Below are 20138 nucleotides of genomic sequence, written 5' to 3' on the forward strand. Positions count from 1 at the left end.
AGGTGGCTATGTTCCTGCGTTCGACCGAGCCAGTCGGCACCTACTACGCTGGCGCCAACCCTGAGCTGATCCAGCCGCGCGACGCCCTGCGCGAACCGCTGGAGTGCGAGGTCCTGGTGATCGGCGCCGGTTTCAGCGGCCTGCACACGGCGCTGCAACTGGCCGAGAGCGGGCGCCAGGTCTGCATGATCGAAGCCAGCCGGATTGCCTGGGCCGCTTCCGGGCGCAATGGCGGGCAGGCCCTGCCGGGCTGGTCCAGCGACCTGGAGCCGATCGAGGACGACCTGGGCCATGAAGGCGCGCTGCGTCTCTGGCAGGGGATGCTCTGGGCCGCCGCCGAACTGCGCGACCTCCCGCAACGCCACGGCTTCGATTGCGACTACCGCGCCGGCCACCTCTGGACCGCCGTGCTGCCGCGCCGGGTCGGCATGCTTTACGACTGGCAGGCCGAGGCCAATCGGCGCTGGGGCTACGAAGGGCTGCGTTTCGTTCCCCGCGAGGAACTGCCGGAGTGGATCGCCAGCGAGCGCTACCAGGCTGGTCTGTACGACCCCAACTCCGCACATCTCAACCCGCTCAAGCTCGCCTACGGGCTCGCTGGCGCCATCGAACGCGCGGGCGGTCGCATCTTCGAGCAGACGCGTGCGCTGAGCTTCCGTGAGAGCGGCAGCGGTTACGAGGTCGCCACCGAGCATGGCAGCGTGCGTTGCGCCTCGCTGGTGCTGGCCTGCAACGCCTATATCGACGGGCTGGACCGCGATGTCTCCGAGCGCATCCTGCCGGTGGGCACCTACCAGGTCGCCACCGTGTCCCTGGGCGAGGAACTCGCCCGTTCGCTGCTGCCGAAGAACTGCTGCGTCACCGACAACCAGTTCGTCCTCGACTACTTCCGCCTGACTCCTGACCACCGCCTGCTGTTCGGCGGTGGCTGTACGTACCTGGGCGGCATGCCCAGCGACATCCGCGCCGCTACGCGCCCCTATGTCGAACGGGTGTTCCCGCAGCTCAAGGGGGTGGAATTCGAATATGCCTGGGGCGGCCATATCGATTGCAGCATGCGCCGCACCCCGGACATCGGCCGGCGGGGCGATCTGTACTGGCTGCAGGGATATTCCGGCCACGGAGTGCTGCCGAGCCTGGCCGCCGCTCACGCGGTGAGCGAGGCGATGCAGGGGCGCAGCGAGGAGCTTGATCTTTATCAACAGATCCGCAATCCCGGGTTCCCTGGTGGCCAGCGCTTCGCCGCGCCGCTGGAAGCCGTTGGCAAGGCCTGGTATCGAATGCGGGACTTCTTCTGAGATTCGGTCAATGTCTGTGTGCGCTCGCTCATACTGCGTCGGGAACCTCCGCAAGTGGCTCGCCTGCCCAAGGGTCAGCTACGCGTTTGCGGATACTTTCGCCTTGTATGAGCTGCGCTCTACGAGACCCTGAACCGACTCAAGCACCGGACTTCGCCATGACCCAGACGGCCGCAAACGAACACCTCGCCACGTTGATCCGTGACCTGCGCAAGCACAAGAACCTCACCTTGGGCGCTCTCGCCGAGCAGATCGGCCGCTCGGTGGGTTTCCTGTCGCAGGTCGAGCGCGGCCTGTCGCAGCCTACCGTCGCCGATCTCACCGCCATCAGCGAAGCGCTGGGCGTACCTACCACCTATTTCTATTCAGGCGAAACCCGGCGTGAACTCGACTGGGTGACCCGCCCGGCCGACCGGCGCACGTTGTACTACGCCGGCGGCGTCACCGACATCCTCGCCTCGCCGAACATGTCCGGCGGCTTCTCCATGCTCGACAGCATCCTCGCTCCCGGCGCCACCAGTGGCGAAGGCCACCTGGATGACAGCTCGGAGCAGGGCGGCTTCGTGCTCGAAGGCGAGCTCACCATCTGGTACCAGGAGCAGACCGTCACGCTCCGGGCCAATGACAGTTTCCAGCTGCCGCCGCACAGCCAGTTCCGTTACGGCAACCTCACCGACCAACCGACAAGGGTGCTGTGGATCTTCACGTGATTTCCCAAGCCAGCCCGCGAGGGGTGGCTTGGGAAAACGATCCGGCCGCCCCCGCACAAAGGCCCTAGAGAAATCATGAACCGCCCGATGTATCCCGACCTGCTCAGCGAAGTCCGCGCCTTCCGTCAGCAATACCCGGACATCCGTTACGTCGATCTGATCTGCCTGGACATTCCCGGCCACTTCTACGGCAAGCGCTATCCCGTGGACATGCTGGAAAAGGTCGCCGCGGGCAGCCCGCTGAAACTACCGCAGAACTGTGTGCTGCTCGGCGTGCAGGGAGGCCTGCATCCTATCGGCGACTACTGCTTCAACGACGGCGACCCGGATGCGCCGCGCCGTCTGATCCCCGGCTCGCTCAAGCCGGTGCGCTGGGAGAACCAGCCGCTGGGCCAGATGCTGATCAGCTCGGATGGCACCGAGGCGCCCATCGAGTTCGAGCCCCGCGAAGTACTCGCTCGCGTCATGCAGCGTCTGGAGTCCAAGGGCATTCGCCCTGTGGTGGCTTTCGAACTGGAGTTCTACCTGTTCGACAAGAAGCTCGCCGGCGGCCTGCCGCAGTACCCGCGCGACCCGCTGTGCGATGATGAGGACGACCAGCCGAACATGCACATCGAGCGCCTGTCGCGCTTCTCCGACGTGCTCCACGAGATTGTCGAAGCCTCCCGCGAGCAAGGCGTGGACGCCAATGTCATCACCGCGGAAATCGGCCCCGGCCAGTTCGAGATCAACTTCGCCCACTGCGACGACGGCCTGCATGCCGCCGATCAGGCCGCGTTGTTCACTCGCGCCACTCGTGGTGTGGCGCTCAAGCATGGCTATCGGGCCAGCTTCATGAGCAAGCCCTACCTGCATGCGCCAGGCAGCGGCATGCACGTCCATGTCAGCCTGTACGACCGCGATGGCAACAACCTGCTCGATCGCGATAACCAGCAGGCCCTGCGTCACGCCGTGGCCGGCTGTCTTGAGCTGCTGCCGCACTGCATGCCGATCTTCGCCGCCAACCACAACGCGTACCGTCGCTATGGCTCGCGGGTGAACGCAGCGAGCAAGGCCAGTTGGGGCTTCGAGGATCGCGATGCGTGCATCCGTATCCCTGAGTCCGATGGCAAGAACTTGCGCATCGAGCACCGTCTCGCCGGCGCCGACGCCAACCCCTATCTGGTCCTGGCGGCCATCCTCACCGGCATGGAGCATGGCCTGGAGGCGAAGCGCGAGCCCATCGCGCCGCTCAACGAGGACCGTGCCAGCGGTATCGATTTCCCCCGCGACATGCTCGGTGCCGTTGCCGAGATGGAGGACCATCCGGTGGTGAAGGATGGCCTGGGCAGCGAGTTCGTCTTCGTCTACTGCGAGAACAAGCGCCATGACCATCTGGACTTCATGAACGAAGTCAGCGCGCGGGAATACCGCTGGTTCCTTTGAGGCCGACCGGGTGGTGCGGGTCGGCTCGCGAACGGTCCCCACTGTGGGATTCGCTCGGGGCCGGCTCGCTCCTGCGAAGAGTCTGCCGGCGACATGCCGTCGAGCGGTTTGCGCTCCATCCGTGGGCGACTGTTCGGATGTCGGAACCGAAGCAAGCCGCAGGATAGGTATCGAAGCGCACCCATCCTGCGATCCCGCCGAAACAGTCGCTCCCGCGCTGGCGGGGCAGATTCTCTGAACCTGGCCTTCGCGCCAGTGGTCCATCCATGCACAAGGCAATCTCTCAAGGAGCCACCGCATGGACCTCATCCGCATCCTCATCGCCATCCTTCTTCCGCCGCTGGGAGTGTTCCTCCAGGTTGGCTTCGGCGGCGCGTTCTGGCTCAACATCCTGTTAACCCTGCTGGGCTATATCCCCGGCATCGTCCACGCGGTGTACATCATCGCCAAGCGTTAGAGAGTGCGGCTGCCCTCCCAGAAGTGCTCAGCCAGCAGGCGCAGTTCGGCGGCCAGCTCCGCCATGCGTGCTGCGCTGCGCTGGCAGGTGTCGGCGTTCTCCGCATTGCTGTCGGCGGAGCCGCGAATGGCCTGCAGGCTGCGCTGAACTTCCTCGCTGGCTACACCCTGCTGCTCGATGGCAGTGGCGATTTCCAGGCTCATGCGTTGGATCGACGACATCTGTTCGCTGATGCGCTCCAGTGTCCCGGCGGCGTGGCCAGCCTGATCCAGGCTGGCCAGCGCCTGCTCGCAGCAGAGCCAGAGGGCTCGCACGGAGTCCTCGGCGCCCCGTTGCAGGTTGCCGATCAGCCCCTGGATATCCCGGGCCGAGTCTTCGGTTCGCGACGCGAGGGCACGTACCTCGTCGGCAACCACGGCGAAGCCGCGTCCACTCTCGCCAGCACGGGCGGCTTCGATAGCCGCGTTGAGCGCCAGCAGGTTGGTCTGCCCGGCGACGTCGCGAATCACCTCCAGCATTCGTGAGATCGCCTCGCTGTGCTCCTGCTGCTGTTCCACGGCGGCACAGGCCTGGCGGACGCCGGACTCCAGCTTGGCGAGCTGGCCACGGGTGTTGCGCACATCATCGTGGCCGGACTGCGTGATGCGGTCGCTGCACTGTGCGGCTACCGCACTGTGCTGTGCGTGACGCGCCACTTCCTGGACGCTCTGCGCCAGTTCGTGCATGGCATTGGCCACCTGCTCGGTTTCGCGTTGCTGCAACTGCGTGGCGGCGCTACCACCGGCCATCGCGTCCGCCAGCGCGGAGGAGTGTTCGGCCAGTTGTTGCGAGGCGTCGGCCATGCGCCCGACCACCGCGGCGGTTTCCGCCTCCAGCATGCGCAGGGCGAAGTCCACTTCGCCGAACTCATCGTCGCGCCCCGAGTACAGACGCTGGCTCAGTGGGTTGTCGGCGATACGCCTGGCTCGCGCCAGCAATGCTCCGAATGGTCGCAGACGCAGTGTCAGCCAACCTCCGGCCAGGCCCAGCGAGAGCAGGAAGCCGAATAGAGCCAGGCCCGGCGCTGCAAACGCCAGCGAGGCGCCGACACCCTGTGCCACCCCCATGCCGATCAGCAGTCGTGCCTGCAATGGCAGGCGCGGCCGAGCCAGCCGCGCACCTTCGCGCAGGTGCGCATACAGTTCTTCGGCAGCTTGTATCTGCGCGGCGCTGGCGCGTGTGCGCACCGATTGATATTCCACCACCTTGCCATTACGCCGTATCGGTGTGACGAAGGCGCTGACCCAGTAGTGATCGCCGTTCTTGCAGCGGTTCTTAACCAGGCCCATCCAACTTCGCCCGGCCTGTAGCGTGCGCCACAGATGGGCGAAGGCGAGCGACGGCATGTCCGGGTGGCGCACCCGGTTATGGTTGAAGCCCAGCAGTTCGTCGGCGTTGAAGCCGCTGATGGCAAGGAAGTCCGGGTTGACGTGGCTGACCGCGCCCTTGAGGTCGGTAGTAGAGAGAATGTTGGCGTTGTCGGGCACCTCCACCTGGCGCCCGGTGACCGGAAGGTTGAGTTTCATCGCAGATGCTCCCGGTTGTTGCCGAACAGTTGCTCCGGCGGCTGCGGCCGACTGAACAGGAAACCTTGGGCGTAGCGGCAGCCTTCCTGGTGCAGGAAGTCCAGGTGCTCCTGGCGTTCGACTCCCTCGGCCACCACTTCCAGCCCCAGGCTATGGCCAAGGCCGATGATCGCCCGGCAGATCGCGCTGAGTTCCGGGTCGTCCGGTACGCGAGTGATGAAGCTGCGGTCCACCTTGAGGATGTGCAGCGGATAGCGCTTGAGATAGCCCAGCGACGAATAACCGGTGCCGAAGTCGTCCAGCGCCAGGCGCACGCCCTGGGCGGCCAGCTCGCGCAGGCAGGCGAGCGTCTCGGCGCCGTCCTGCATCAACAGGCTCTCGGTGATTTCCAGGACCAGGCTGCATGGCGACAGGCCGCTCTCCGCGAGAATCTGCCGGATGCGCCCGGCGAAGCCCGGTTGTTGCAGTTGTCGACTCGAGAGGTTGACCGAGCAGTACAAGTCGCTGCGGCCCTCCCGTTGCCACAGGGCTGTCTGCCGGCACGCCTGGCGCAGGACCCAATCTCCAACCCGGACGATCTCGCCGGATTCTTCCAGCGCCGGTATGAATTGCAGCGGCGAGACCGTTTCGCCGTTGCGGCTCCAGCGCAGCAGCACCTCTACTGCTACCCAGCGCGGACCGGCGACATCCAGCCGCACGATGGGTTGGTAGTGCAGACTGAACTCCTCGCGCGGCAGTGCCTGGGCCAGCGCGCTTTCCAGATCCAGGCGCCGCTGTGCCTCCGCCTGCAGTTCCAGGCTGAAGCGCGCGTATTGCGCCTTGCCCGCCTCCTTGGCGCGGTACAGTGCCAGGTCGGCGGCTTGTAGTGTGTCGATCGCCTGACCGTCGGCGATCAGGCCGGTGATGCCGATGCTGGCGCTGACCACCAGTGTGCGACCATCCACGTGCAGCGGCAGATGCAGGTAGTCGAGCATGCGCTGGGCGACCTGTTCGGCGTCGTTCAGGTTGGCCAGGTCATCGAGCAGCACCACGAATTCATCGCCACCGAAACGCGCCAGGTGGTCGCCGGGGCGCAGGCAGCGCAACAGCCGTTGAGCTACCTCCACCAGCACTCGGTCACCCACTGCGTGGCCCAGGCTGTCGTTGATCAGCTTGAAACGGTCAAGGTCGATGAACAGCAGGCCGGATTCGCGTGCACCTGGGCGGCGCTGGCGCATCAGGGCCTGCTGCAGCAACTCGTCGAGGCGCAGGCGGTTGGCCAGGCCGGTCAGCGGGTCGTGTCGCGCGGCGTGGTTGAGTTGATGTTCGCTGGCCTTGCGCTGGCTGATGTCGGTTTGCGAGCCGGCCATGCGGCCGTCGGTTATCACCCCGCGCGCCTGTACCCAGAGATAGCCGCCGTCACGCTGGCGGATGCGGTATTCATGATTGAGCAGTGCACTGCTGCCGCGCAGGTGGGCGTCGATGGCCTGGCGCAGACTGGGCAGGTCGTCCGGGTGCACACGGGCGAACCAACTGGTGCTGCTCTCGCCGAGGTTGTCGCGGGAGAGACCAAGCATCCGCGCCCAGCGCTCGGAGACATAGAGACGGTCGTTGCCCAGGTCCCAGTCCCATATGCCGTCGTTGGCACCGCGCAGGGCGCGGGCGAAGCGTGCCTCGCTATCCTCCAGCGCCTGGCGCTGCGCCGCCCCGTAGGTGTCGATGGCCAGCGACATGTCGAAGAACACACGCTTGAGCAGGCTGGCAAAGGTGGGTGCCTCTGGGGCATCGCCCAGCAGTTCGCTGAACATGTGGTCCAGATACTGCCGATAGGCGCCAAGATACCACTTCAACTCCACTCCGACCTGCTGGTGCACCAGCCCGATCCGCAGGCGGTCACGCACATAGTCGGCGCTCTGCGGGGCATCCCAGAGTTGACGGTAGTAGTCGAGCTGGCTGTGCTTGAGTCGCTCCAGTGTCGCCGGGTTGGCGAGGATCGCCGCCAGTGGCGGGAAATGGCGCAAGTGATCGTAGAGTTTCTCGATGAACTGCCGGTGGCTGTTCTCGAGTTCGGCGGCGCGTCCGTTCAACTGACGGAGATCGTCTTCGCCCCAGTGCAGATATTCCAGGCGTTGCGTGATCTCCGTCATCGACAGGCCGATGCGCTCGAGCACGCTCTCGAGCTTCGGTCCCAGGCCCATGCTTTGCTCCTTGCGGGTTGGCTGGTTTTTGTTCGGGCATGAAAAAAGCGCCGGTTCGTCAGCCGAATGAACGGCGACAAACACGGCGCTTTGTCTTGCAGGCCCTTGGCATCCTGCCCGGCAAAGCCAGCTTCCGCAGCAGCGGAACGCGGGTCGTGGCTTTTTACACCAGGGCGCGCGGCCCCGGCAACTCCTCCAGCGCAGCGCTGAGCCGGCGGCGCAACTCGCCCAACTCGCGCGAGCGGAACGCATGCCGGCTGCGCTCCAGCACGCCGATGGCATCGGCCAGCAGGGCATGCAGTTTCGCCGTATCGCTCAGCGGTGCATCCTTGAACCAGCGGCACAACGGTGCCTGCTCGCAATCCCCTGGACCTTCGAGTACCGCACAGGGGAGATCGTAGGCAGCCAGCAGCGCGCGGACTTGTCGGGCCTGCGCCGGGTCCTTGGACGCGACCAGTAGCTGCACCGGGAACCGGTGAAGAGTCATGGGAAGGCTCTTAAGTGGCAAAAAGATATCAATTTAGTGGCGTAGAGATATCTAACATTGATCCTCGTCATGCTCTGGAGCGCGCGTTCCGGCGTTGTGACGGGTGGTGTGATGCGGCTCGCACTGCGGTGCCGATCCGTGACGATTTGCGCGTTTATGGGCTTTTCGGCACGGCATGCCTGGTGGGTTGTACGCACCGTCGCCAGGGCACAGCCGGGAAGGCGTCAGGCTGTCGGGGGCGGTTGGTCCCAGGTGCTGTAGATTGCGTGTGCGTGCGACAGGCCAACAGTTTTACGTTAAAACGGCAGGCTGGCAGCCGAGCTGTGATTGCAGAGGGAATCCACAATGAGCGACGAACCCGAACCCGCCCAGCGACCCACCTACCGTGTCGCCATGAACCGGTCGGCACCTCGTCGACAACTGAAGTACGTCGAGGGGACGATGATTTCCCCTGACGAATGCCCGCTGTGCGTGCATGACGGGGCGGCCGATGATTCCTCCACGCCAGCAAACTCGCCCCCTGAGCGTAGTCCTGACGCAGGCGAAGAATGAATGCCGGACAAGGGCGGCAGCAGCCTGCGCCTGGTCGTGCGATGTCGACGAAGATTCGGAAGTCGCCATGTTTCAGCCCCCCCGATGCTTCGCCGGAGCGGCTAGTCCGCACCTGTTTCAGCTCGCCTTGGACGCTTCGGGTATCGAACGGAGATTACAGAATGCAAAAAGCCGCGCAATGCGCGGCTTTAAAGGTGGTGGGCCCACACGGACTCGAACCGTGGACCAAAGGATTATGAGTCCTCTGCTCTAACCAACTGAGCTATAGGCCCCCAGAAGGCCGGCGGATTATACCGGTGCGTTTTCCGTAGCGCCAACCGGGTTCAGTGGAGTGAGGAATCGGTTGGCAAAAGCGTCGGCGGGCAGTGGCGGGCTGAGGGCGTAGCCCTGGATCTGGTCGCATCCTTCAGCTTCGAGGAAATGTTCCTGGGCCTGGTGCTCCACGCCCTCGGCAATCACGGTCAGGTTCATGCTGCGCCCCAGGGCGATGATGGCGCGGGCGATGGCGGCGTCGTGCGGGTCGTCGGGCAGGCCGTGGACGAAGGACTGGTCGATCTTCAGGGTGTCCAGCGGCAGTTGCTTGAGATAGCTGAGCGAGGAGTAGCCGGTGCCGAAGTCGTCGATTGCCAGTTGCACGCCCAGGTGTTTCAGGCTGTAGAGGATGGCGAGGGCTTCTTCCGTCTGGTGCATGAGGAAGCTCTCGGTGATCTCGAGCTGCAGGCGGGATGGCTGCAGGCGGTAGTGCTGCAGCAGGTCGCGGATGCGCTCGACGAGGTGGGTCTGGCGCAATTGCGCGCCGGCCAGGTTGACCGACAGCGGCCCGAAGGCGGCGTGGCTGTCCTGCCAGTGGCTCATCTGTCGGCAGGCTTCGCGCAGAACCCAGTCGCCCAGCGGCAGGATCAGGCCGTTCTCTTCGGCCAGGGGAATGAAGCGGTCGGGCGAGATCGCGCCGAATTGTGGATGCTTCCAGCGGATCAGTGCTTCTGCCCCGACCAACTGGCCGCTGCCGAGCGCCAGCTTGGGCTGGTAGTAGAGCTGCAGTTGCTCGGTTTCCAGGGCGCGGCGCAGTTCATGCTCCAGGGCCATGCGTTCCGTGGCCTGGAAGGTGAGTTCACGGGTGTAGAACTCGACCCGGTTGCGGCCCTGGGCCTTGGCGCGGTACATGGCAGCGTCCGCGTTCTTCACCAGGGTGGCGACGTCGGCACCATCGTTGGGGTAGAGGCAGATGCCGATGCTGGCACTGACGAAGAATTCCTGTTCGCCGGCAATGAATGCCTTTTCGAAGCACTTAAGAAGCTTCTTCGCCACATGCTCCGCGTCAAGCGCGTGATGCAGACCGGGCAGCAGGATGATGAACTCGTCGCCGCCCTGGCGGGCGACGGTGTCGATGTCCCGTAGCTGTTCGCGCAGGCGATGGGAGATGGACTTGAGCAACAGGTCGCCCACCGGATGGCCCAGGCTGTCGTTGATGTGCTTGAAGCGGTCCAGGTCGAGGAACAGCACGGCGCCCTGCTGGTCTTCCTCGACGGCGTCCTTGAGCGCGGTGTTCAGGCGGCTCTCGAGCAGCAGCCGGTTGGGGAGTCCGGTGAGGGGATCGTGGTGGGCCTGGTAGTCGAGCTTGGCCTGGGCGTACTTGAGGGTGGAGATGTCGGCGAATACACCAACGTAGTGAGAGATTTCGCCATCGGCGTTACGCACGGCACTGATGGTCAGCCACTCGGGGTAAAGCTCGCGGTTCTTCCGGCGGTTCCAGATTTCGCCCTGCCAGTGGCCGTCGGCATCGAGCTGGTGCCAGAGGGCGACGTAGAAGCTGCTGTCGTGCTGGCCGGAGGCGAGCAGGCGTGGTGAGTGGCCGAGCGCTTCCTGCTCACTGTAGCCGGTGATTTCGCTGAAGGCGCGGTTGACGGCGATGATGCGTTGCCGGGAGTCGGTGATCATCACGCCTTCGGCCGTACTCTCGAAGACGGTGGCGGCGAGCTGGAGTTTTTCCTGCATCTGCTGGCGTTCGGTGATGTCGCGGGCGATTGTCAGCAGGCAATCATCGCCGCCGATGGCAATGCGATGCGCCGAGAGTTCGCATAGCCGCAGGCTGCCGTCGCGGGTGCGAATGCGGGCGGTGAAGTCCTGTACGCTGGCGCTCTGGTTGATCGCCTTGAGCAGTTGCAGGCGATCTTCCGGGTTGGCCCAGAGGCCGAGTTCGAGGGTCGATCGCTGTGCGGTCTGCTCGCGGTCGTAGCCGGTGATGCGGGTGAATCCTTCGTTGACTTCTACCAGCCGTCCGTCGCTGATGCGGGTGATGAGCATGCCGTCGGGGGATGCGTGGAAGGCCTTGGCGAACTTCTCCTCGGAGACGCGCAGTTGCTCCTGGGTTTGTTTGACCTGGGAGATATTGCGCACCACCACGACCAGCGCCGGAGTGTCGTCGAGGATGATGTGCTGGGCGGAGAGCAGGCCGGTGAAGCGGCTGCCGTCGCGGCGGTTGAGGGGGATCTCGATGTTGTCGAGGTTTCCGCCCTGCAGGTGCGCGAGCATCTTCGGCCCCATTCCGAGTTCGCCCCAGATGCCCAGTTCGGTGGATGTCTTGCCCAGAGCCTCGCTGGCGGGAATGCCGATCTGCTGCTCGAAAGTGCTGTTCACTGCCAGCAGTCGGCCTTCGGCACGTTGGGCGAGTACGATGATGTCGGGGCAGTGGTGGAACACCGAGGCGAATTTCTGCTCGGATAGCCGCAGTGCCTGTTCGGTCTGCTTGGCATCGGTGATATCGATCATCAGGCCGCGCAGGATCAGCTCTTCGCCGTGCTGGATGAGGGTGACGATGTCGCGAATCCATACCACCCGGCCATCGGCGGCGAGCATGCGGTAGTCGAAGCTGTGGTTGCGCCCGGCCTGGCTTTCGCTCATGCAGTAGTTCACGGCGTGCTCGGCGTCTTCCGGGTGCAGGGTGCGTTGCCAGAAACCCGGCTCCAGCCAGTCGCTGAGCGGGTAGCCGAGCAGGCGCTGGGCATGGGGTGAGACGTAGGTGAAGCGGTTTTCAGCGAGGCGCATTTCCCAGGCGATGGCAGTAAGGCTTTCGACCAGGCCGCGGTAGTGCTGCTCACTATCGCGCAGGGCCTGTTCGAGTTTCTCGCGACGCTGCATTTCGCCACGCAGACGGCGGTTCATGGTAACCAGTACGAGAACTGTGAGGGTGATCAGCAGCAGGATGGGAATGCCGATGCTGAGTATTTCGCGCCAGACTCGGCGCTTGTCCAGCAGACCGCCGACCCAGGGGGCCTGCAGGGCTTCGATGTCGCCGGGCTTCAGGTCGGCGACCACCTTGTCGATGATGCCGGCGAGGATTGCCTGGTTCTTCGGGACGCCCATCGCCAGTTGATAGCGATAGGGTGTTTCTCCGCTGATCTGCAGGCCTTCAAGCTTGATTTGCCGGAGATTCCAGACACTGGAAGCAAGATCGCCGACGAAAGCATCAACCTGGCCAGTTGCCAATGCCTGCAGGCCGGCGGCGACGCTGGGTAGCGGGTGCAGGTTGAGATCGGGATGGTTGGCGACCAGGAGTTCATAGGGGGCGTAGTGGGCGACCACGCCGACTTTCAGCCCGTAGAGATCCTCCAGGTTGCTGGGCGATGGCCCGTCCTTGCGTGCGAGGATGATGATCGGGAAGTCCAGGTAGGGGCGGCTGAAGGCGAGGTATTCCAATCGCTCCGGCGTCGCCATGATTCCGGGAAGCAGGTTGATGCGCTCATCGCGGGCTTGTTGCAGGACTTCGCTCCAGGTCGCAGGCTCCACCGATTCCAGTTGGACGTTGAGGCGCTGGCCGATGAGCTGAACGTAACTGGCGGACAGGCCCTGGTAGCGGCCGTCGCTGTCACGGAACTCGAAGGGAGGCCAGGAGGCATCCACGCCCAGGCGCAGGCTGGGATGCGCCTGCAGCCAACGCTGTTCTTCCGGGGAAAGGTCCAGGCCGAAGGCCTGTCCGGCCCAGAATGCCAGGCACCACAGTAGAACTGCCTGCAGACGCGGCATGGAGGGCCTCATTCCTGGGGGACTACGCCGAAGTGTAGACGTGGCCCTTTGCCCAGTGGAAGGCCTAAAGAAAAACCCCCGGTTTCAGGCCGGGGGTTTCTCATCACTCGTCCAGGAAGGAGCGCAGATGCTCACTTCGCGACGGGTGGCGTAGCTTGCGCAACGCCTTGGCTTCGATCTGGCGGATACGCTCACGGGTCACATCGAACTGCTTGCCGACTTCCTCGAGGGTGTGATCGGTATTCATGTCGATGCCGAAGCGCATGCGCAGGACCTTGGCTTCGCGAGCGGTCAGGCCGGCGAGTACTTCGCGGGTAGCTTCCTTGAGGCTCTCGCTGGTCGCCACTTCGATCGGCGACTGCATGGTGGAGTCCTCGATGAAGTCGCCCAGGTGCGAGTCTTCGTCATCACCGATCGGCGTTTCCATGGAGATCGGTTCCTTGGCGATCTTCAGGACCTTGCGGATCTTGTCTTCCGGCATGTCCATGCGTTCGCCCAGCTCTTCCGGCGTCGGTTCGCGGCCCATCTCCTGCAGCATCTGGCGGGAGATGCGGTTGAGCTTGTTGATCGTCTCGATCATGTGCACCGGGATACGGATGGTGCGTGCCTGGTCGGCGATCGAGCGGGTGATCGCCTGGCGAATCCACCAGGTGGCGTAGGTCGAGAACTTGTAGCCGCGGCGGTATTCGAACTTGTCCACTGCCTTCATCAGGCCGATGTTGCCTTCCTGGATCAGGTCGAGGAACTGCAGGCCGCGGTTGGTGTACTTCTTGGCGATGGAAATCACCAGGCGCAGGTTCGCCTCGACCATTTCCTTCTTGGCGCGGCGGGCCTTGGCCTCGCCGATGGACATGGCACGGTTGACGTCCTTGATCTCGGCGACGGTCAGTTGCGAGCTGGCTTCCAGGTCGGCCAGCTTCTGCTGGTTGCGCTGGATGTCGTCCTTCAGGCGTTCGATAGCCTCGGCGTACTTGGGCTTGCCCTTGAGTACGCTGTCGACCCATGCAGTGTCGGTTTCATGGCCGGGGAACTGGCGCAGGAAATCGGCGCGCGGCATACGGGCGTCGCGGACGCACAGTTGCATGATGGCGCGTTCCTGGCGACGGACGCTGTCCAGCGAATCGCGGACCTTGGCGACCAGTACGTCGAACTGCTTGGGTACCAGCTTGATCGGCATGAACAGTTCTGCGAGAGCGAGCAGCTCCTCGCTGGCCTGCTTGCTGCCGCGACCATGCTTCTTCAGGGCCTTCTTGGCTTTTTCAAGCTGCTCGGAAACCGCGCCGAAACGACGAGCGGCTTCTTCCGGATCCGGACCGCCATCGCCTTCGTCATCGCTATCGGAGCTTTCGCCATCGCCCTCTTCGTCTTCCTCGTCCTTTTCCTTGGAGTCGGCGCTGTCGTCTTTCAGATCGACAGGTTCGACCTCTTCGGCCGGCAGGGAGCCGTCATCCGGGTCGATGTAGCCGCTCAGGATATCGGACAGGCGGCCACCCTCGGAGACTACCCGCTGATATTCGTCGAGAATGCCGTCCACCGCGCCAGGGAACTGGGCGATGGCACTCATTACCTCGCGGATGCCTTCTTCGATGCGCTTGGCGATTTCGATTTCGCCTTCGCGGGTCAGAAGTTCCACGGTGCCCATTTCACGCATGTACATGCGCACCGGGTCGGTCGTGCGGCCAACGTCGCTTTCGACCGCAGCCAGGGCTGCGGCGGCTTCCTCGGCGGCGGCCTCGTCGGTGTCGGTTTCCGCCAGCAACAGGGCATCCGCATCCGGGGCTGTCTCGAATACGTTGATCCCCATGTCGTTGATCATGCGGATGATGTCTTCTACCTGTTCCGGATCGGAGATATCCTCCGGCAGGTGGTCATTGACCTCGGCGTAAGTCAGGTAGCCCTGCTCACGACCACGGGTGATCAACTCTTTGAGACGAGATTGCTGTTGCGCTTTTCCGGACATAACACCCTATCCACTGAAGGTCTTGGCGGGCTGAAATAAGCCGAGGATTATACCAGATTCGAGGCTTCAGGCGCCAGTTCAGCTCTGGGGGCCTGGTGAAGAGGGGGTGCTGAAGTGCTCCCTCAGTAACGCTTTCTCTTCGTCAGTCAGTTCACTGGGACTCTTCTGCATCACATTGCGCAGGCGCGCTTCGCGGCTGTTGTGCAGTTGACTGTGTGCAAGTGTAGTAATGGTGTCGATGAACTGCTTTTCAAGATTACCCTGATCGATCAGCCATTCCTTTTCTGCCAAAACCTGCAGCAGGCGGCCTTGCGGTGTGCCGTGCCAGCGCGCGATCAGGTGCATCGAGCGTTGGCCGGGGTTCTTCTGCAGCGCCTCGACCAGCGCTGCGAGCAGTTGCGAGTAGGTTTGCCCTTCGTTGGCGAAGTGGCTGGCATCCTCGACCTTCTGCGCCAGTTGCGGATGGTGCAGGAGCGTGCGCAGGGCGGTCAGGGTCGGTGATTCGACACTGACTTCGGTGCGTGGCTGGCGTGGCGCAAAATTGCCTTTCCTGCCCTTGCCGTCCCACTTGCGCTCGCCTTTCCACGGCTTCTTGCCTTGCTGGTTGCCGCCGGAGAAGTCCTTCGGTGCTTCGAAATAGCTCGACGCATCCTGGTAATGGCTGTCGCCGTGGTCGGCGAAGTGCCCGGTGTCGTAGTCGGCATACTCATGGCTGTGCTGTTCGGCCGCATGCGATGCCCCGCTAACGCTCTGGCGTGGTGCGCCGAGCTGGCTGAGTGCGTCACCGCTCAGGCCTGTGATCTCGCCCAGGCGCTGGCGCATCAGCAGTCGCAGGGTATTGCCGGGGATCTTCTCCAGCAGCGGGCCGGCGAGGGTCGCCAGGTGTGCCTTGCCTTCCAGGGTGCTCGGGTCGGCTTCCTGGGTCAGCTGCTGGAAGAAGTAGTCAGCCAGCGGTTGTGCCTGCTGCACGAGGCGCGCACGGAAGGCGTCCGGGCCTTCGGCTCGTACCAGGCTGTCCGGGTCCTCGCCTTCGGGCAGGAACAGGAAACGCACCTTGCGGCCATCCTGCAGGTTGGGCAGCGCGGACTCCAGCGCGCGCCACGCGGCGTTGCGGCCAGCCTGGTCACCGTCGAAGCAGAACAGGATGTTCGGCACGATGCGGAACAGGCGCTTGATATGTTCTTCGCTGGTGGCGGTGCCAAGCGTGGCCACGGCATTCCGGATGCCTTGCTGGGCGAGCGCGATGACATCCATGTAGCCTTCGACCACCATGATTTCGTCGAGGTCGCGGTTGTTCTTCCTGGCTTCGTACAGGCCGTACAGCTCCTGCCCCTTGTGGAAGACGGCGGTTTCCGGAGAGTTCAGGTATTTCGGCTTGTCGTCGCCCAGTACCCGGCCGCCAAAGGCGATAACCCGGCCTCGGCTATCGCGGATTGGAAATATGACCCGGTCGCGGAAGCGGTCGTAGCGCTTGCCGCTGTCCGGGTTTTCCACCAGCAGGCCGGCGTCGAGCATGGCTTTGAGCTGGAGGTTGTCGCCGCCCAGGTTCTTGAGCAGGTTGTCCCAGCCGGGCGGTGCGAAGCCGAGGCCGAAGTCGCGCGCGATCTCGCCGGTCAGGCCGCGGCCCTTGAGGTATTCCACGGCAGCTTTGCGGGCGGGATGGCTTTTCAGCGCCTGGCGGTAGAACTCGGCGGCGGAAGCGAGCAGCGGGTAGAGTGGTGAATCCACCGGCTGCCGTGGCTTGTTGCCGCGCCGACCCTCCTCGTGCGGGACGTCCATGCCGGCGCGCTTGGCCAGTTCCTCGACTGCCTGGACGAAGTCCAGTTGGTCGTGGTCCATGATGAAGCCGAGTGCGTTGCCTCCAGCGCCGCAGCCGAAGCAGTAGTAGAACTGCTTGTCCGGGCTGACCGTGAAAGAGGGGGTCTTTTCCTTGTGGAACGGGCAGCAGGCGCTGTAGTTCTTGCCGGTCTTCTTCAGTTGAATGCGCGAACTCACCACATCGAGAATGTCGGTGCGGTTGAGTAGGTCATCGATGAAGGATTGTGGAATCAGGCCGGCCATAGACTCGTCGGGACGCAGGGAAGGCCCAAGCATACTCTCGGCGGCAAGGCCGTGAGTGGCAATTCATGGGTCTGAACGTAAGCATGGGGCTTGAAAAGCAAAAACTCCGAAGTTCGCCGGAGCGAATCGGAGTAGTCGTGCCTTGTATCAGGCACTCGCCCGGCGAGTGGGCCGGGCGATGCGGAAAGCGTGCGGCGTAGCGCTGTAACTCAGTACAGGCGCTCGCGGCGGCGCTGTTCGCGCTGCACTTTCTTGGCGTGACGCTTTACAGCGGCAGCAGCCTTGCGCTTGCGCTCGGCGGTCGGCTTTTCGTAGAACTCGCGGCTACGGACTTCGGCCAGTACGCCTGCTTTTTCGCAGGAGCGCTTGAAACGACGCAGGGCTACGTCGAAGGGTTCGTTCTCTTTAACTTTGACGGCGGGCATCCAGGTCGTACCTTCAATGATTACCGGAGGATTTATCGCGCTCCTGACGGTTGTTCGGAGTCGGCGGTTTTCAAGGGTTGCGGATATTAACGGTTCGGACGGAGGAATGCAAAGCCTCCGATCGAAAAGCGCTGGTCCGAAACCAAGCCGCCGATTATGATGCGCGGCTTCAATTTTGCCCAGAGTAAAGGCTCAAGCCCATGCGAGTGCTGGGGTTGGAAACCTCCTGCGACGAAACCGGCGTCGCGCTTTACGACAGCGAGAAAGGCCTGCTGGCCGACGCGCTGTTCAGTCAGATCGACCTGCACCGCGTCTACGGCGGCGTTGTACCGGAACTTGCGTCCCGCGATCACGTCAAGCGCATGCTGCCGCTGATCCGCCAGGTCCTCGACGAGTCCGGCTGCAAGCCTGAAGACATCGATGCCATTGCCTATACCGCCGGTCCCGGCCTGGTCGGCGCACTGCTGGTCGGCGCGTCCTGCGCGCAGGCAATGGCGTTCGCCTGGGGTGTGCCGGCCGTCGGCGTGCACCATATGGAAGGACATCTGCTGGCCCCGATGCTCGAAGAGCAGCCGCCGAAGTTTCCGTTCGTCGCCTTGCTGGTTTCCGGCGGCCACACCCAACTCGTGCGGGTTGACGGCATCGGCCGCTACCAACTGCTTGGCGAGTCGGTGGACGATGCCGCCGGCGAAGCCTTCGACAAGACTGCCAAGCTGCTCGGCCTGGGCTATCCCGGTGGTCCGGAGATCGCTCGCCTGGCCGAGCGCGGTACGCCCGGGCGCTTCGTTTTTCCGAGGCCGATGACTGATCGTCCCGGTCTCGATTTCAGTTTCAGTGGTCTCAAGACCTTCGCGCTCAATACCTGGCAGCGCTGCGTTGCCGAGGGGGACGACAATGAGCAGACGCGTTGCGACATCGCGCTGGCGTTCCAGACCGCGGTGGTGGAGACGCTGACGATCAAGTGTCGCCGCGCATTGAAGCAGACGCATCTGAAGAGTCTGGTCATCGCCGGCGGCGTGAGCGCCAACCGGGCTCTGCGCCAGAACCTGGAAAAGATGCTCGGCGAGATGAAGGGGCAGGTGTTCTATGCGCGCCCGCGTTTCTGTACCGATAACGGCGCGATGATCGCCTATGCCGGCTGTCAGCGGTTGCTGGCCGGGCAGAAGGATGGGCCTTCGATCGGTGTGCAGGCACGCTGGTCGATGGAGTCGCTGCCGGCCATATGAATAGTGAAGCTGCAAACGACGCGGCCCATGCTCTGAGCGGCATGGGCCGTATTTTCGCTTGCAGCACGGTGCGCCGGACGGGAAGCTGGCGGGTCAGAAGTGGCGTTCGCGCCCGGCGATGAGGTCGCGCAGGTTGCTGCGATGACGCCAGACGATCAGCCCGGTGAGCACCGTCATCGGCAGTAGCGCCGAAGGTTCCTGCCAGGCCAGCAGCGGCAGGGTCAGCGGCGTGGCGACCAGCGAAGCGAGCGAGCTGGTGCGCGACAGCTTGAAGGTGACCAGCCAGGCGACCGCGGCGAGCAGCGCGGCTGGCGGGTAGAGTGCCAGCAGCATGCCGGCGGCGGTGGCCACGCCCTTGCCGCCACGGAAGTTGAAGTACAGCGGGTAGAGGTGGCCGATTACCGCTGCTAACCCTACCCAGGCCTGCTGCATGTCGGAAAGGCCGAGCAGGCGGGCGATAAGGACGGGAAGCAGGCCCTTGGCGAGGTCGCCAAGCAGTGTGAGTATGGCGAGTTTCTTGCCCGCCAGACGAAGCATATTGGTGGCGCCAGGATTGCCCGAGCCGCTGGCGCGCGGGTCGGCAGTGCCGAACAGGCGACTGAGGAGTACCGCGAAGGACAGTGATCCGAGCAGGTAGGCGAGGATCGCCAAGAACCAGAACATGGTTTCCACCGGAGGCGAGGTCGTTTCCGATTCTAACGGGGTGGCACGGGATTGTCGTGGCCGCCTTGGAGCATGCAGCGAGTGGACATAGTTTTCATCGAGGGGCTTGAGGTCGATACTGTGATCGGCGTCTACGACTGGGAGCGCGGCATTCGCCAGTGTCTGCGCCTGGATCTGACGCTGGGCTGGGATATCCAGCCTGCTGCGGCCGGTGACGATATCGCCAAGGCCCTGGATTACGCGGTGCTGTCGGAGCGTGTCATGGCCTATGCCCGCGATGCGCACTTCCAGTTGGTCGAGACCTTCGCCGAGCGATTGGCCGCACTGCTGATGTCGGAGTTCGGCATTCGCTGGCTGCGCCTCAAGGTCACCAAGCCGGGCGCGGTTGCCGCCGCGGTGGGTGTGGGCGTGGAGATCGAACGCGGATGTCGCTGACCACGGTGTACCTGGGGCTTGGCAGCAACGTCGAGCGCGAGCGCCATCTGGTCGCCGGGCTTGAGGCGCTGGACGGCTTTCTGCTCGAAATTCACTGCTCTCCTGTGTTCGAGAGCGAGCCGGTGGGGATTCGCAGCGGTCCGTTCTACAACTTTGTGGTGGTGGCGAAAACTTCGCTGCCGCTGGCTGAACTGAGTCTGCGCCTCAAGCACATCGAGGCGGATAACGGCCGCTACGCCCCGGAGCGCAAGGGGCTGCCGCTGGATATCGACGTGCTGCTGTACGGCGATCTGGTCGGCGAGTTCGATGGCCTGGTGCTGCCACGCGCCGAGGTACTGAAGAATGCCTTCGTGCTCTGGCCGCTGGCGCTCCTGGCGCCACAGTTGGAGCATCCTGGTGTTCAGCGGACATTCGCCGATCTGTGGGGCGAAGCGCACATCGCGCAGCGCCTGTGGCCGGTACCCTTCCAGTGGCGCGGCTTGGAACTGACGCCGGCAGCGCTGATCGAGGCGCATCCGGCTGCCTGAGCCAAGGCAGCCCCGGACTGGCGCGATGCGGCCCGCCGCGAACGCGCAGAGCGTCGGAGTCGGTAGTCGCGATACCCATCATCCCGTTACGTGATGCTAGACGGGGATCGCTCCGTGCATCCCCGCCACTCCTGTCGCTTCAGCAGG

At 64.0% G+C, this 20138-nt stretch carries 16 protein-coding genes and 1 tRNA gene; 8 read left to right on the forward strand and 9 right to left on the reverse strand.

The genetic code is table 11. From position 1 onward, the window contains the following. The first annotated feature begins 8 nt into the window (after positions 1 to 8). The 4 genes from OU419_RS02765 to OU419_RS02780 all read left to right on the forward strand — a co-directional run bounded on the left by OU419_RS02765 (position 9) and on the right by OU419_RS02780 (position 3890). Entirely contained in the window at positions 9 to 1298 is a 1290-nt protein-coding gene (locus tag OU419_RS02765; RefSeq protein ID WP_254470168.1) for an NAD(P)/FAD-dependent oxidoreductase, read from the forward strand. A 158-nt stretch (positions 1299 to 1456) separates the two neighbouring features. After that, positions 1457 to 2008 carry a helix-turn-helix domain-containing protein gene (locus OU419_RS02770; protein WP_254470169.1) on the forward strand — a complete coding sequence of 184 codons (552 nt, stop codon included), beginning with the start codon at positions 1457 to 1459 and terminating at the stop codon, positions 2006 to 2008. A 75-nt stretch (positions 2009 to 2083) separates the two neighbouring features. Next, entirely contained in the window at positions 2084 to 3433 is a 1350-nt protein-coding gene (locus OU419_RS02775; RefSeq protein WP_254470170.1) for a glutamine synthetase family protein, read from the forward strand. 298 nt (positions 3434 to 3731) lie between these two features. Then, a complete protein-coding gene (locus OU419_RS02780; protein WP_003084988.1) occupies positions 3732 to 3890 on the forward strand; it encodes a YqaE/Pmp3 family membrane protein in 159 nt (52 codons plus the stop codon). Here OU419_RS02780 and OU419_RS02785 read toward each other — a convergent pair. The 3 genes from OU419_RS02785 to OU419_RS02795 all read right to left on the reverse strand — a co-directional run bounded on the left by OU419_RS02785 (position 3887) and on the right by OU419_RS02795 (position 8119). Further along, positions 3887 to 5455, reverse strand: a complete 1569-nt coding sequence (locus OU419_RS02785; RefSeq protein WP_254470171.1) for a methyl-accepting chemotaxis protein — start codon at positions 5453 to 5455, stop codon at positions 3887 to 3889. The two genes, OU419_RS02780 and OU419_RS02785, sit on opposite strands and share 4 nt — an antisense overlap. Next, complete coding sequence (locus tag OU419_RS02790) at positions 5452 to 7632, reverse strand: putative bifunctional diguanylate cyclase/phosphodiesterase (RefSeq protein WP_254470172.1); 2181 nt, start codon at positions 7630 to 7632, stop codon at positions 5452 to 5454. The genes OU419_RS02785 and OU419_RS02790 overlap by 4 nt, the downstream gene beginning before the upstream one ends. A 163-nt stretch (positions 7633 to 7795) precedes the next feature. Next, entirely contained in the window at positions 7796 to 8119 is a 324-nt protein-coding gene (locus tag OU419_RS02795; protein ID WP_254470173.1) for a hypothetical protein, read from the reverse strand. Positions 8120 to 8464: 345 nt separating this feature from the next. Here OU419_RS02795 and OU419_RS02800 point away from each other — a divergent pair, with 345 nt between their 5' ends. Further along, positions 8465 to 8671 (forward strand): hypothetical protein, encoded by a 207-nt coding sequence (locus OU419_RS02800; RefSeq protein WP_254470174.1) that lies wholly within the window; start codon positions 8465 to 8467, stop codon positions 8669 to 8671. 195 nt (positions 8672 to 8866) lie between these two features. On the opposite strand, the gene OU419_RS02805 is transcribed toward OU419_RS02800, so the two are convergent. The 5 genes from OU419_RS02805 to rpsU form a co-directional block, all read right to left on the reverse strand. Next, positions 8867 to 8943, reverse strand: a tRNA-Ile gene (locus tag OU419_RS02805). Positions 8944 to 8959: 16 nt separating this feature from the next. Next, entirely contained in the window at positions 8960 to 12694 is a 3735-nt protein-coding gene (locus tag OU419_RS02810; protein ID WP_254470176.1) for a bifunctional diguanylate cyclase/phosphodiesterase, read from the reverse strand. 103 nt (positions 12695 to 12797) lie between these two features. Then, positions 12798 to 14654 (reverse strand): RNA polymerase sigma factor RpoD, encoded by a 1857-nt coding sequence (gene rpoD / locus OU419_RS02815; RefSeq protein ID WP_254470177.1) that lies wholly within the window; start codon positions 14652 to 14654, stop codon positions 12798 to 12800. 78 nt (positions 14655 to 14732) lie between these two features. Next, positions 14733 to 16715 carry a DNA primase gene (gene dnaG / locus OU419_RS02820; RefSeq protein ID WP_254470179.1) on the reverse strand — a complete coding sequence of 661 codons (1983 nt, stop codon included), beginning with the start codon at positions 16713 to 16715 and terminating at the stop codon, positions 14733 to 14735. A 209-nt stretch (positions 16716 to 16924) separates the two neighbouring features. Further along, on the reverse strand, positions 16925 to 17140 hold the full coding sequence (gene rpsU, locus OU419_RS02825) for a 30S ribosomal protein S21 (RefSeq protein ID WP_003085057.1): 216 nt from the start codon (positions 17138 to 17140) through the stop codon (positions 16925 to 16927). 200 nt (positions 17141 to 17340) lie between these two features. On the opposite strand from rpsU, the gene tsaD reads away from it, so the two are divergent. Further along, positions 17341 to 18366, forward strand: a complete 1026-nt coding sequence (gene tsaD / locus OU419_RS02830) for a tRNA (adenosine(37)-N6)-threonylcarbamoyltransferase complex transferase subunit TsaD (RefSeq protein ID WP_254470180.1) — start codon at positions 17341 to 17343, stop codon at positions 18364 to 18366. A gap of 93 nt (positions 18367 to 18459) precedes the next feature. On the opposite strand, the gene plsY is transcribed toward tsaD, so the two are convergent. Then, positions 18460 to 19029 carry a glycerol-3-phosphate 1-O-acyltransferase PlsY gene (gene plsY, locus OU419_RS02835; RefSeq protein WP_254470181.1) on the reverse strand — a complete coding sequence of 190 codons (570 nt, stop codon included), beginning with the start codon at positions 19027 to 19029 and terminating at the stop codon, positions 18460 to 18462. Between the two features lie 81 nt (positions 19030 to 19110). Between plsY and folB the strand changes: the two genes are divergently transcribed. Beyond that, entirely contained in the window at positions 19111 to 19464 is a 354-nt protein-coding gene (gene folB, locus OU419_RS02840; RefSeq protein ID WP_254470183.1) for a dihydroneopterin aldolase, read from the forward strand. Further along, positions 19455 to 19991, forward strand: a complete 537-nt coding sequence (gene folK, locus OU419_RS02845) for a 2-amino-4-hydroxy-6-hydroxymethyldihydropteridine diphosphokinase (protein WP_254470184.1) — start codon at positions 19455 to 19457, stop codon at positions 19989 to 19991. Before folB ends, folK begins: the two co-directional genes overlap by 10 nt. Positions 19992 to 20138: the final 147 nt, after the last annotated feature.

It is taken from the genome of Pseudomonas triclosanedens (assembly GCF_026686735.1).
In the GTDB taxonomy this organism is placed as follows: Bacteria; Pseudomonadota; Gammaproteobacteria; order Pseudomonadales; family Pseudomonadaceae; genus Pseudomonas; species Pseudomonas triclosanedens.